At 64.5% G+C, this 12712-nt stretch carries 12 protein-coding genes; 8 read left to right on the top strand and 4 right to left on the bottom strand.

The features are described from left to right. Positions 1–610 (top strand): hypothetical protein (locus ATE64_RS22120; RefSeq protein ID WP_205626371.1); only part of this gene is annotated, 610 nt, incomplete at its 5' end. 321 nt (positions 611–931) lie between these two features. Here the strand turns inward: ATE64_RS22120 and ATE64_RS17040 are convergent. After that, entirely contained in the window at positions 932–1510 is a 579-nt protein-coding gene (locus ATE64_RS17040) for a hypothetical protein (RefSeq protein WP_058455897.1), read from the bottom strand. Between the two features lie 22 nt (positions 1511–1532). Further along, positions 1533–2171 carry a carbonic anhydrase gene (locus ATE64_RS17035; protein ID WP_058455896.1) on the bottom strand — a complete coding sequence of 213 codons (639 nt, stop codon included), beginning with the start codon at positions 2169–2171 and terminating at the stop codon, positions 1533–1535. 62 nt (positions 2172–2233) lie between these two features. On the opposite strand from ATE64_RS17035, the gene lipA reads away from it, so the two are divergent. Together lipA and ATE64_RS17025 are read left to right on the top strand one after the other, a co-directional pair. Next, on the top strand, positions 2234–3178 hold the full coding sequence (gene lipA, locus ATE64_RS17030) for a lipoyl synthase (RefSeq protein ID WP_058455895.1): 945 nt from the start codon (positions 2234–2236) through the stop codon (positions 3176–3178). Further along, entirely contained in the window at positions 3179–3658 is a 480-nt protein-coding gene (locus ATE64_RS17025) for a type II toxin-antitoxin system RatA family toxin (RefSeq protein WP_058455894.1), read from the top strand. It abuts the gene before it with no gap. Here ATE64_RS17025 and ATE64_RS17020 read toward each other — a convergent pair. Together ATE64_RS17020 and ATE64_RS17015 are read right to left on the bottom strand one after the other, a co-directional pair. After that, complete coding sequence (locus tag ATE64_RS17020; protein ID WP_058455893.1) at positions 3601–4158, bottom strand: CinA family protein; 558 nt, start codon at positions 4156–4158, stop codon at positions 3601–3603. The genes ATE64_RS17025 and ATE64_RS17020 overlap by 58 nt on opposite strands. 2 nt (positions 4159–4160) lie before the next feature. Continuing rightward, positions 4161–5336, bottom strand: a complete 1176-nt coding sequence (locus tag ATE64_RS17015; protein WP_058455892.1) for a bifunctional 2-C-methyl-D-erythritol 4-phosphate cytidylyltransferase/2-C-methyl-D-erythritol 2,4-cyclodiphosphate synthase — start codon at positions 5334–5336, stop codon at positions 4161–4163. Between the two features lie 96 nt (positions 5337–5432). On the opposite strand from ATE64_RS17015, the gene dusB reads away from it, so the two are divergent. The 5 genes from dusB to ATE64_RS16990 all read left to right on the top strand — a co-directional run bounded on the left by dusB (position 5433) and on the right by ATE64_RS16990 (position 12681). Further along, complete coding sequence (gene dusB / locus ATE64_RS17010) at positions 5433–6431, top strand: tRNA dihydrouridine synthase DusB (RefSeq protein WP_058455891.1); 999 nt, start codon at positions 5433–5435, stop codon at positions 6429–6431. Further along, positions 6428–7522, top strand: a complete 1095-nt coding sequence (locus ATE64_RS17005; RefSeq protein WP_058455890.1) for an ATP-binding protein — start codon at positions 6428–6430, stop codon at positions 7520–7522. The genes dusB and ATE64_RS17005 overlap by 4 nt, the downstream gene beginning before the upstream one ends. Next, positions 7519–8934 carry a nitrogen regulation protein NR(I) gene (gene ntrC, locus ATE64_RS17000; RefSeq protein WP_058455889.1) on the top strand — a complete coding sequence of 472 codons (1416 nt, stop codon included), beginning with the start codon at positions 7519–7521 and terminating at the stop codon, positions 8932–8934. The genes ATE64_RS17005 and ntrC overlap by 4 nt, the downstream gene beginning before the upstream one ends. Before the next feature lie 86 nt (positions 8935–9020). Further along, complete coding sequence (locus tag ATE64_RS16995; RefSeq protein WP_231729147.1) at positions 9021–11312, top strand: ATP-binding protein; 2292 nt, start codon at positions 9021–9023, stop codon at positions 11310–11312. Beyond that, on the top strand, positions 11302–12681 hold the full coding sequence (locus ATE64_RS16990; RefSeq protein WP_058455887.1) for a sigma-54 dependent transcriptional regulator: 1380 nt from the start codon (positions 11302–11304) through the stop codon (positions 12679–12681). Before ATE64_RS16995 ends, ATE64_RS16990 begins: the two co-directional genes overlap by 11 nt. Positions 12682–12712 lie beyond the last annotated feature (31 nt).

The raw sequence follows: 12712 nt of genomic DNA, 5'->3' as shown, positions 1-12712 counted from the left end.
TCACCGCGATTCTACCACCCCTCAGGTCAAAACCCGGCGCGAACGCCGTCATGTCCGCCGCGACACCTGCGAAAAAGAGTTCGTGGACGGGCTCCTAGAGGATTCTGACCGACGGACCTTTGTTCACGCTGTTTTCCACAGGCAAGCCGCACCCAAACATCTCGCTGCTGTATTTTTACAGAAGGGCGTGAACGAACGGAATCCGAGTGCAAATCGCCTTTTCGTGGAGCCCGCTGTGAGGGCGATGGGGCCTAGGCGCGTTATGGAGCAGCTTACGAAGCTTCTCTCGAGCGGATCGGAAAATGAGCAGGGGGGAGCAGTTAGCGCGGCGTACTGGGTTCGAGGCGACGAGGGCGAACAGCGTTACCGGGATGCACGCCAGCGTTTCAAGGACGCGATGCTTCGGCAGTTCGTTGATACCGACAGCACATATGTTCGTCAGCGCATCATCCCAATGTTGTCGTTAGATGAAAACGACTATTCCTATGACGCTTCAGCACTCATAGCCGAAGCGATGCATATCGCTCGAAACCATCCAGATGATTATATTCGGCATCGGGTCGAAATTCAGTTGGGTTCAGCTGGGCCGTTCCGCGCTCTTCCCGCCTAGAGGGATCCGTCCGCTTCCCACCCCAAAACCGACACCGCCCTCAAATAGGCCTTTCCTACATTATCCGGCTATGCCAGCCTTCATCCGGCTCTTTCATTTATACGGTTGTTTGCGGGCGCGGCGACGGCGCGACGTACGGGGTGCTCGCAGCCTAGGGTGGGGTTCGAAGCAGCGCCGCACAGGGCTGAACTTTACTGAACTTTGGACCATCGCGCGGCCCTAGGGCTGGCCGGATTCCGGGTCCAGCCCGGAACGATAACAGGAGGCCAGGGCGGTTCGCCGCCGCTGAACGATCATTACCTCACCCAGGCACATCAGCCGTCACGCCGGCGCCACCTCCCACAGGATCAACGCGGTCGCGTTGACATTCTCGCGCGCTTTGGCCGTGTCGAGCGGGGCCAGCTTCACACTGCCCTTGAGCGCCCCCATCTCGATCATCGCGTCGATGACGACCACGCCGCCCGCGCCGATTTCGACATCCATCTCGGCCGCATTGGCTAGCTTCGCCTTCGCGGTCCCGACCCGGATGCGATGCGTGCCGGGTTCGACATCGGCCATCAACATCTGCCCCGACTTGATCTGGCCCGTCGCCGTGCCGTCCAGCGTGACGTTCATCCCCTGCAGCGCGGCGACGAAGCCGCGGCGGGTGATGTAGATGCGGCCCTTGCCTTCGGGCGCGCGCATTGCGCGGGCTTCGGCCAGCGCAGCGGTATCGGCCTTCTTGCCGCTCTTGTTGCTCGACAGCGCCCAGATGCAGAAGACGATTACGCCGATGAGGAGGAGGGGGGCGAGGATCAGCATCGTCGTCTCGCCCAGCAGGCTACCGAGCGACGGCCCCAGAAAGGCTCCGACAATCGCGGCTGCGAAAATGATCGTCAGCCACATCGCATTCTTGCTCATCGGGTCCTCCCTGTTTGTGCCCTCAGGCCGGGGCAAAATCTCCCGTCGCGTCGTCCATCACATGCAGCACCCCGTCGCTGATCGCGAAGAAGGCGCCGCGCAGTTTCAAGGTTCCGCGCTTTTCCTTCTCCTGGATACAGGGGAAAGTGCGCAGATTGGCTATGCTCACGCGCACAGCGGCCATTTCCATCGCACGTCCTGCCTCGCGATTGTCGATGTCGGGATGTGCGGCGCGAACCTCGGCGCCCGCGTCGTCCAGCATCGCAATCCAGTCGGCGATGAAGCCGCCGCGACCGGGCTCGGCACCCTCCATCGACTTGTGAAGCGCCGCGTGGCAGCCGCCACAGAGGCCATGCCCCATCACGACGATTTCCTCGACCTTCAGAAACTGCACCGCGAATTCGAGCGCGGCCGAGACGCCGTGGCGGCCCGGCGTCGTCTCGAACGGGGGGACCAGCGCGGCAACGTTGCGCACGACGAAGATTTCGCCCGGATTCGTGTCGAAAATCTGCGAAGGCTCGACGCGGCTGTCGGAGCAGGCGATCACCATCACCTTGGGCGATTGCCCCTCGGCCAATTCATCCCAGCGGTCGCGTTGCTGCTGCCAGCCGCCGTTACGAAAACGACGATATCCTTCGATCATGTCTGTAAAGTGAGTCATGTCCGCCCCTTAGCATAGGTAGAGAGGTTGAGAAGAGGCGCGCGCACGACTATGTGGGCGCCATGAACGCTCCTCCATCTACTCCCAGCCAGCGCGCGCGCAAGCCCGACTGGATCCGCGTCAAGGCTCCGACCAGCCCCGGCTATGCCGAAACGCGCAAGCTGATGCGCGAACTCAACCTCCACACGGTGTGCGAGGAAGCCGCGTGCCCGAACATCGGCGAGTGCTGGACCAAGAAGCACGCGACAGTGATGATCCTCGGCGACACCTGCACGCGCGCTTGCGCCTTCTGCAACGTCAAGACCGGAATGCCGCGTCCCGTCGATCTGCTCGAACCAGAGCATACGGCTGCGGCGGCAGCGAAGATGGGACTGACGCACATCGTCATCACCTCGGTCGACCGCGACGACCTGCCCGACGGCGGCGCCAGCCAGTTCGTGAAGGTGATCGAGGCGCTGCGCCGCGAAACTCCGCAGACGACGATCGAAATCCTGACCCCCGATTTCCGCAACAAGCCCGAAAGCGCGGTCGCGGCGATCGTCGACGCGCGTCCCGACGTTTACAATCACAATCTCGAAACCGTTCCGCGGCTTTATCCGACGATCCGTCCCGGCGCGCGCTATTATGCGTCGCTGCGACTGCTCGAAAGCGTCAAGCGCCGCGATCCGTCGATCTTCACCAAGTCGGGCATCATGCTCGGGCTTGGCGAGGAGCGGATGGAGGTCCACCAGGTGATGGACGATATGCGCAGCGCCGATATCGATTTCATGACGATGGGCCAGTATCTCCAGCCGACGCCGAAACATGCGAAGGTCGCCGAATTCGTGACGCCCAAGGCGTTCGATGCCTATGCGCAGATCGCCCGTGCCAAGGGCTTCCTGCAGGTCGCCTCATCGCCGCTGACACGGTCGAGCTATCATGCCGGCGACGATTTCGAGCGGATGCGCGCGGCGCGCGAGGAACAGCTCGCGCGCGATGCCCGGCCGGGACGGGTTGGGGCGGACTGATTGCCGCGGCATCACGAGACGCGCGAACTGCCGCACAGCGCCGAACAGATGTTCGCGCTGGTAACGGATATTGCGCGCTATCCCGAATTCCTGCCGTGGGTTATCGCGCTGCGCGTCCGCAGCGACAGTGAACATGAATCGGTGGCCGACATGATCGTCGGCTTCAAGGGGCTGCGCGAAAGCTTCTCGTGCCGCGTCCACAAGGAACGGCCGCGGACCGTGACTGTCAGCTATATCGACGGCCCGATGCGCCATCTGGAGAATGAATGGCATTTCGCGCCGCTCGAAAACGGCGGCTGCCGCGTCGATTTCATGGTCGATTTCTCGTTCCGCAGCCGCGTCTTCGAAACGCTCGCCGGGCAGATGTTCGACAAGGCGCTGCGCAAGATGATCGCCGCGTTTGAAACGCGCGCGGGCGAACTCTATGGCGCCGGAAGCGCGATATCCTCCGACGGTCGCAGCGCGTCCCTTTCGGGCTGAAGCAGGTCGAGCGCAAAGAGAGTCGCGGCCTGGCGGATCGCGGCGCGGTCGGTCGCTTCGAACTGAACACGCTGGGTGAAATAATCGTCGGGATCCTGGCCGCGCAGCGCGCGCGCGAAGACGACGAGGCCGACTGGCTTGCGTTCCGACCCGCCGCCGGGGCCAGCGATTCCGGTGATTGCCACCGCGACATCGGCGTCGCTGTTCGCGAGCGCGCCGGCGGCCATCGCCCATGCCGTCGCCAGCGCTACCTCGCCGAAGGTTTCGAGTATCTCGCTACTGACATCGAGCTGCTTCTGCTTCGCGTCGGCCGAATAGGTGATGAAGCCCGCCGAAAAGACGTCCGAGCTTCCGGCAATGTCGGTCAGCGCGGCGCTGACCATGCCGCCGGTGCAGCTTTCGGCGACTGCAATCCGCCTGCCCGCCGCACGGTTGGCGGCGAGGACCGCCGTGGCCAGTTGGTCGCGCTCGGCAAGGCGCGCTTCTGCGTCGAAAACCACTCTCAATTCTCCGGAAGTTCCAAGGTCGCTACGGCCTGCGCGGCGATCCCCTCGCGGCGGCCGGTGAAGCCCAGCCGCTCGGTCGTTGTGGCTTTCACACTAACGCGTTCGACCGGAATCGCAAGGATTTCGGCAATCCGTGCCCTGATGGCGGGGCGGTGCGGGCCGATTTTCGGGGCTTCGGCGATGATCGTCAGATCGACGTGCGCGATATGGCCATTGCGCGCCGCGACGCGCTCGCCGGCAAAGGCAAGGAAGCGGTGCGACGCCGCGCCGCGCCATTGCGGATCGCTGGGCGGGAAGTGGTCCCCGATATCCCCGTCCGACAGGGCGCCGAGGATAGCGTCGGTGATGGCGTGAAGCGCAACGTCGGCATCGCTATGCCCTTCAAGCCCATGACTATGCGCGATTTCTATCCCGCCGATCCACAGCGGCTTGCCTGCAACCAGGCGGTGAACGTCATAGCCCATGCCGACCGCGGTTCGCATCGTTCCCGTTCCCAAAAGTCCCGCGAGGATGACCATATCCTCGGCATATGTCAGTTTGTGAAGCCGCGGGTCGCCCGGGACGGCAGCGACGGCAATGCCGAGCCGCCGGACCAGCTGCGCATCGTCGGTCGCCGCCGCTTCGACGGCCGCGGCGTGCGCGCGTCTGAGGATGCCCAGGCGGAATGCCTGCGGCGTCTGGACGCGCGCGAGGGCGCTGCGGTCGATGACCTCTCCCGCTTCGCCATGCGCCTGTTCGACGAGTGTATCGGGAACAGGCAGGGTCGGGATCGCCGCCTTCGCGGTTTCGAGCGCCGCAAGCAGCCGGTCGATCACATCGGTCGTCAATCCGGGGCGCGCGGCGTCGTGAACGAGGACCAGCGCCTCGTCCTCCCAATTGGAAAGGGTCTGCAAGGCATTGCCAACCGATTGCTGGCGCTCGGCGCCCGGATTGGCAGAAATCCAGCCTTTCCCGATGCCATCCACGGCCGCCATGACGTCGGCATTTGCCACCAGTACGCCCAGTGAAATCGCCGGATGCGCGTCGAATGCATCGACGCTCCAGCGCAGCACGGCCTTGCCACCGAGCAATTCGAGTTGCTTTGGATGATCGAAACCCGCGCGCGTGCCCGTGCCCCCGGCAAGCAGGATCGCCGCGACGCGCGGAACGGTGGACGGCGTGGAGTCGGTCATCAGCCGCGCCGGTTAGCGCAGCCGCGCCTTGCGGGAAAGCCGCTTAGCGTGTAGGGGCTGCTCAAATTTTAGGCAATTCAACGAAAGCTCCCCGCCATGGCGCCGCTCAGGCCCATTCAGATCGGCAATATCACCATCGCGGATCCCGTGATCCTCGCGCCGATGACGGGCGTCTCCGACCTGCCGTTCCGCAAGCTCGTCCGCTATTATGGCTCGGGGCTCAACGTCACCGAGATGATTGCCAGCCAGGCAGCGATCCGCGAGACGCGCCAGTCGATCCAGAAGGCGGCGTGGGATCCGGTCGAAGAACCGGTGTCGATGCAGCTTGTCGGCTGCACTCCCTATGAGATGGGAGAGGCGGCGAAGCTCAACGAAGACCGCGGTGCCGCGATCATCGACATCAACATGGGCTGCCCGGTGCGCAAGGTGACCAACGGCGACGCCGGGTCGGCGCTGATGCGCGACCTCAAGCTCGCGGCGGCGTTGATCGACTCCTGCGTCAAGGCGGTGTCGGTTCCGGTCACGGTCAAGATGCGCATGGGTTGGGACCATGACAGCCTCAACGCCCCCGAGCTTGCGCATATCGCCGAGGATCTCGGCGCCAAGCTGGTCACGGTCCACGGCCGCACGCGTAACCAGATGTATCGCGGCGAGGCCGACTGGGCCTTTGTCCGCAAGGTCAAGGATGCGGTGTCGATCCCGGTGATCGTCAACGGCGACATTTGTTCGGCCGATGACGCCAGAACGGCCCTCGCGCAAAGCGGCGCCGACGGCGTGATGATCGGCCGGGGCGCCTATGGTCGCCCCTGGCTGCTCGGGCAGGTGATCGCGGCGCTGCGCGGCGAGGCCGAGCGGCCCGATCCCGGCATCGACGAACAATATGAAGTGATTACATCGCATTATCGTGCGATGATCGATCACTATGGCGAAATGACCGGCGTCAATATGGCGCGCAAACATCTGGGCTGGTACGTCAAGGGGCTGCACGGCTCGGCAGAGTTTCGCAACAAGGTCAACCAGATTCCCGACAGCAAGGGCGTCCTCGACGCGCTCGAAGCCTTTTACGGTCCATATCTGAGCAAGGCCGCTGCGTGAGCGCGCTGACGTCGAGCATCCCGACGTTCGACCATGACGAGATCATCCAGTCGCACCCGATCGCCACGCTGCTGATCGACAAGGGCGGAGTGATCCTGTTCGTCAACGCCGCCGCCGAGCAACTCTGCAATATCGGCCGCGCCGCGATGGTCGGGCGCGTCGTCTATGACGTCATCGGAATGGATCGCAGCTATCGCCAGCGGATGAACGACCCCGCGACCTCGGCGCTGTTCGCACACCGCGCGGAAATCTCGCTCGGCGGGCGCAAATCGGCGTTCGTCGACATGCAGATGGTGCCCTATGGTCGCAGCGGCCACCGCATCCTGACGCTTGTGCCCTCGCAGAGCGATGCCGAGCTGATGGGCGGTGCGATCGGACGGTCGGGCCGCGCGGCGGGGGCCGCGGCGTCGATGCTGGCGCACGAGATCAAGAACCCGCTCGCTGGGATCAAGGGCGCGGCGCAGCTTCTGGCGCGCAAGACCGACGCCAGCGGCGAGCGCTTTACGACGCTCATCTGCGCCGAAGTTGACCGGATTACCACCCTGATCGACCAGATGGAGCATTTCTCGCGCGGCCAGCCGATCGCTTGTGCGCCGCTCAATCTGTATCAGCCGATCCACCAGGCGATCGAAACCGCACGTGCACGGCAGTTTCCGGGCATTCGCTTTGCCGAGGATTTCGACCCCTCGCTGCCGCTCGTCCATGGCAATCATGACGCGGTCGTGCAGATACTGCTAAACCTGATCACCAATGGCTGCGAGGCGCTCGGCGGGCGCGACGACGGCGTGGTACGCGTCGCGACGGCATTCCGCCACGGCCTGTCGATCGACAATGGCGACGGCCGCGGCCGCATCGCGTTGCCGATCGAGGTCAGCGTCAGCGACAATGGCCCCGGCGTGCCCGCCGACATCCGCGGCGACCTGTTCGATCCCTTTGTGACCACGAAGCGCGAGGGCAGGGGGCTTGGCCTCGCGCTCGTCGCCAAGCTGGCGCGCGACATGGGCGGCACCGTCCAGCATATGCGCGACGGGGAATGGACCCGCTTCCGCGTCCACCTGCCGGCCGTGCCCAAGAAAGGCCGCGGCGAATGACCGGCAAGACGATCCTGCTCGTCGAGGATGATCCCGCGATCGCGCTGATCATCCGCGAGACGCTGACCGGCGAGTGCGGTACGTTCGCCTCTGTCGGCAGTGTCGGCGAACGCAACGCGTGGCTTGCCGACAACCGGCCCGATCTGATCATCACCGATGTCGTGCTGCCCGATGGCGACGGCATCGACTCGCTTCCCGGTGCCGGGGTCGATCCAGAGACGCCGGTGATCGTGCTGTCGGCGCAGAATACCCTCGATACCGCGGTGCGCGCGACGGGGATCGGCAGTTATGACTATCTGCCCAAGCCCTTTGACCTCGAAGAACTGACCGCAAGCGTCCGCGCAGCACTCGAACGCAGCAGCCAGCCGGCGGCGAAGGTCGATCCGGGGCAGGCCGACAGCCATGGTCTCGTCGGCCGCGCGCCGGCTATGCAGGCGGTCTATCGGACGATCGCGCGGCTCGCGACGAACGATCTTGCGGTGCTGATCCTCGGTGAATCGGGGACGGGCAAGGAAGTCGTCGCGCGCGCCATCCATGCGACGGGGCTGCGCCGCGCCGGTCCCTTTGTTGCCATCAACATGGCGGCGATCCCGCGCGAGCTGATCGAGGCCGAACTGTTCGGCCATGAAAAGGGAGCGTTCACCGGCGCGCACAGCCGCAACGCCGGCCGTTTCGAACAGGCAGCGGGAGGCACGCTCTTCCTCGACGAGATCGGCGACATGCCGCTCGAGGCGCAGACGCGGCTGCTGCGCGTGCTCCAGAGCAATGAATATTCGACCGTCGGCGGCAGCCAGGCGCTGCGCGCCGACGTGCGCGTCATCGCCGCGACGCACCGCGACATGCGCAAGCTCGTCGCCGACGGTCGCTTTCGCGAGGATCTGTTCTACCGGCTCAACGTCATTCCCGTGACCTTGCCGCCGCTGCGCGACCGGCGGAGCGATATCGCCGCGCTCGTGCGCCACTTCGTCGATGCCGGGCGCCATTCGGGGCTCCCCGACCGCCAGTTTGCGCCGGAGGCCATGCAATTGCTCGAACGGCACGACTGGCCGGGCAACGTCCGCGAGCTGGGCAACGTCGTCCAACGGCTGGCCGTGCTGTCGCGCGATACGATCGTTACCCCGCGCGACGTCGAATCGGTGCTCCACGACAGCGGCGAGGGCGCGATGCCCGCCGACCCCGTCGACCTGATCGCGCGTGCGGTCGACGACTGGGCGCGCGAGCAGCTGGCCGCCGCGGATCATGACGGCGAGATTCACGAGCGGCTGGAGGCGATCGTCGAGGCCGCGCTGCTGCGCCGGACGCTGCGCGAAGTGCGCGGAAATCAGCTCGAAGCCGCTCGCCGGCTGGGAATTAATCGCAATACGTTGCGCAAGCGGCTGGGCCAGCTCGATATCGATCCCGCACAACCCTGACGATCTGATCGGCCGGAGCCGGTAATCGATCGCCGAGCGCACTTTGTGTGTTTTCTATGCAACAGCTTTGTCGTAACAAGGCAACAATGGAGCCCGCCGCTTCCCCCCTTCAAGCAAGTGAACTACCCGCCGCGGGCGCCAGTTCGCGCGGTTGGCACTTTGCCGCGCCCGAATATTACACGCTGGCGGTGATCGTCAGCGTCGCACTCGCGACTTATATCTTCGTTACCGGCGACGCGCAGAGCGAGAGACTGCTGACTCCGGGACTGGTTGCGGCGATCATGATCGTCAACCTCGTACCGGCAATGACCCTGATCGTGCTGGTAGGTAGTCGCTTGGCCCGCGCCCGTGCCGAAAAGACTATGGCGGGCGGCAACGGGCGTCTGCACGTCCGGCTCGTCGCGCTCTTCTCGCTGATTGCGGCTGCTCCGACGCTGCTCGTGGTGATCTTCGCGTCGCTGCTCTTCCAATATGGCGTCGACTTCTGGTTCTCCGATCGATTGCGGGGCATGTTCGAGAACGCGGCGAATCTCGCCGAGGGCTATTATCAAGAGAATCAGCGCCAGGTGAGTGCGAACACTTATGCGATGGCGACCGACCTCGGCAAACAGCTGACGCAGTTCACGGTCGATAGCCCCGGCTTCTATAATTATTATCTGCAACAGGTTGTCGTTCGAAGCCTCAATGAGTCGGCGATCATCGAGATCGGCAAGGATGGCGTTGCGCGAACCGCAGCGGCGATTGATCCCGATAAGCGCGCGGCGGAAAGCCGTTTGACGCCGACCATGGTGAGCAGGCTTAACGCAGGCGAAGACGTGGTCGTCGTCCGCCAGCCTGACCGTATTGAAGCCGCTGCGCGCTTACCCGGAACCGAAAGCGCCTATGTCTATGCTTCGCGTGATGCCAATGTGCCCGGATTCCAACAATCCGCGCGTGCCGGAGCCGTGCTGGCGGATTACAATGATCTGTTCGAACGATCGCAGCAATTGCAGCTTCAGTTCAACGGCGCACTTTATCTCGGGTCGTTGCTGTTGCTCGCGCTCGCGGTGATCGCCGCGATCGTCGTCGCCGACCGCATCGTGCGCCCGCTCGGTACCTTGATTGGGGCAACGCGGACCGCGGCGGGCGGCGATCTGTCGGTACGCGTGACGCCGCCGGAGCGCGATGACGAAATCGCGGTGCTGACGCGCGCATTCAACCGGATGACCGAACAGCTCGAGGGGCAGACGGGGGCACTCGTCAACGTCAACGAACAACTCGAAACGCGCCGCAGCTTCATCGAGGCGGTGCTGTCGGGCGTCTCGTCGGCAGTCGTCTCGGTCGATGCCGAACACCGCATCCTGCTCACCAACGCTGCCGCCGAGCATCTGATCGGGCAGAGCGCCGGGGAATTGACCGGCCAGCCGCTCGCCGACGTCGCGCCGGAACTCGCGCGGCTGCTGACCAGCGAAGAGCATGAGGCGATCGTGCAACTGGCGCGGCGCGACGCGGAGCCGGCGACGCTTGCGGCAAAGGCGGTGGCGCAGGGCGACGGCTATGTGCTGAGTTTCGAGGATATCACGCAGCAATTGCTCGACCAGCGCCGCGCGGCCTGGTCCGACGTCGCGCGCCGGATCGCGCACGAGATCAAGAATCCGCTGACCCCGATCCAGCTTGCGGCCGAGCGGCTCCAGCGGCGGTTCGGCGCGAAGGTCGAAGGCGACGAGGCGACCTTCCGCCGCCTGACCGACACGATCATCCGTCAGGTTCACGACATGCGCCGCATGGTCGACGAATTTTCGAGCTTCGCGCGCATGCCCAAACCGACTTTCGGCGCCGAGGATGTGCGCGATATCCTGCGCCAGGCGGTGTTCCTGTTCGAGGTTGCGAAGCCCGATATCCAGTTCAGCGTGAAGACCCCGAACGAGATCGAACCGCTGGTGTGCGACCGCCGGCTGTTGTCGCAAGCGCTTACCAATATCGTCAAAAACGCTGTGGAAGCGATTGAAGAAAATTCGAAAGATTCAGAATCTCCTCCAATCGGCCATATCCGCGCCGAGCTGGACATCGGGCGCGACGATGCCATTGTCATCCGCATTTCCGACGACGGAATCGGATTGCCGGAGGCACGCGACGCGATCGCCGAACCCTATATGACGACGCGGCAGGGCGGCACCGGGCTCGGGCTCGCGATCGTGAAGAAGATCGTCGAGCAGCATTATGGCGAGCTAGATTTCTGCGACAATCCGGCGGGGCAGGGGACGTGCGTAACGCTGACGCTGCACCCCGACCGGCTGCGACCGCTCGCGGGTAAGGGCGGCGACTTGGTGACAGGGCAGATTGAATCGGTTCCGGGGCGGATCCGGAACCGGCAAGGCAAAGAAGAATATGGCGCTTGATATACTGATCGTCGACGACGAGCGTGACATCTGCGAACTGGTGGCCGGCGTCATGGAGGACGAGGGCTATGAGGCGCGCACCGCGTCCGACAGCGACGCCGCGCTGGAAGCGATCCGCCAGCGCAGGCCTTCGCTCGCGCTGATCGACGTGTGGCTGCAAGGATCGCGTCTCGACGGGCTGGGGCTGGTCGAGGCGATCAAGGCGTTCGATCCGACGTTGCCGATCATCGTCATATCGGGGCACGGCGGGCTCGACACCGCGGTCGCGGCGATCCGCCGCGGGGCGTTCGATTTCATCGAAAAGCCGTTCGAGGCCGAGCGGCTGCTGCATCTCGTCGCGCGCGCGACCGAGAGCGAGCGGTTGAAATTCGAGTATGAGCAACTTCGCGAAAAGGCCGGCCCCGCCGACGAACTGACCGGAACCAGCGCTGCGATCAACAATGTCCGCGCGACACTGAAGCGCGTTGCCGGCACCGGTAGCCGCGTGCTCATCACGGGTGCGCCGGGGGTGGGGAAGGAGGTTGCCGCGCGCGTCCTTCATGGCTGGAGCGGGCGGCAGAATGCCCCGTTCCGTGTCATTTCCTCCGCCCGGATGGATCCCGAGACGGTCGAGACCGAGCTGTTCGGGTCGGAGGCCGAGGACGGTTCGATCCGCGTCGGCCTGCTCGAACAGGCGCATGGTGGAACGCTGTTCCTTGACGAGGTCGCGGACATGCCGCTGACCACGCAGGGCAAGGTTCTGCGCGTCCTGACCGACCAGAGCTTCACCCGCGTCGGCGGACGGACGATGATCCGCGTCGACGTCCGCATCATCTCGGGCTCGGCGCGCGACCTCAAGACCGAGATCGCGGAGAGCCGGTTTCGCGAGGATCTCTATTACCGGCTGAACGTCGTGCCGGTGCATATCCCGCCGCTGCGCGAACGGCGTGACGATATCGCCAGTCTCTGCGACCATTTCGTCCGGCGCTACGCCGCCGACCGCCGCGCGCCGCCGCCCGAAATCAGCGCCGAAGCAATGGCTGCACTGCAAGCCCACGATTGGCCGGGAAATGTCCGCGAACTGCGCAACGTGATCGAACGTGTGATGATCCTCGCGCCGAGTGACAGGCTGGGCCGGATCGACGCCGACATGCTGCCCTCCGAGCTGGTTCGCGGCGGCACCGACATATTGCCCGGCAGCGAATCGATCACCGCCATTCCGCTCAAGGAAGCACGCGAGAATTTCGAGCGCGAATATCTGCGCATCCAGATCAACCGTTTTTCGGGCAATATCTCGCGCACTGCGACCTTCATCGGCATGGAGCGGTCGGCGCTGCACCGCAAACTGAAGCTGTTGGGATTGACGGATAATCCCGAAGGCGAGGGGTGACGGCTTTGCGCTAGACCTGCGGCAAGCTTTG

The sequence above is a fragment of the Sphingopyxis sp. H073 genome (assembly GCF_001468395.1).
In the GTDB taxonomy this organism is placed as follows: domain Bacteria; phylum Pseudomonadota; class Alphaproteobacteria; order Sphingomonadales; family Sphingomonadaceae; genus Sphingopyxis.
Note: the sequence above shows the minus strand (reverse complement) of the source record. Positions and strands in the feature narration are given on the sequence as shown.

Bases quoted from the DNA above. Each gene is read 5' to 3' on its own strand.
- ATE64_RS16995 (WP_231729147.1), top strand. From the start codon at position 9,021: ATGGAGCCCGCCGCTTCCCCCCTTCAAGCAAGTGAACTACCCGCCGCG.
- ATE64_RS17035 (WP_058455896.1), bottom strand. From the start codon at position 2,171: ATGACTCACTTTACAGACATGATCGAAGGATATCGTCGTTTTCGTAAC.
- ntrC (WP_058455889.1), top strand. From the start codon at position 7,519: ATGACCGGCAAGACGATCCTGCTCGTCGAGGATGATCCCGCGATCGCG.
- dusB (WP_058455891.1), top strand. From the start codon at position 5,433: ATGGCGCCGCTCAGGCCCATTCAGATCGGCAATATCACCATCGCGGAT.
- lipA (WP_058455895.1), top strand. From the start codon at position 2,234: ATGAACGCTCCTCCATCTACTCCCAGCCAGCGCGCGCGCAAGCCCGAC.
- ATE64_RS16990 (WP_058455887.1), top strand. From the start codon at position 11,302: ATGGCGCTTGATATACTGATCGTCGACGACGAGCGTGACATCTGCGAA.
- ATE64_RS17040 (WP_058455897.1), bottom strand. From the start codon at position 1,510: ATGAGCAAGAATGCGATGTGGCTGACGATCATTTTCGCAGCCGCGATT.
- ATE64_RS17015 (WP_058455892.1), bottom strand. From the start codon at position 5,336: ATGACCGACTCCACGCCGTCCACCGTTCCGCGCGTCGCGGCGATCCTG.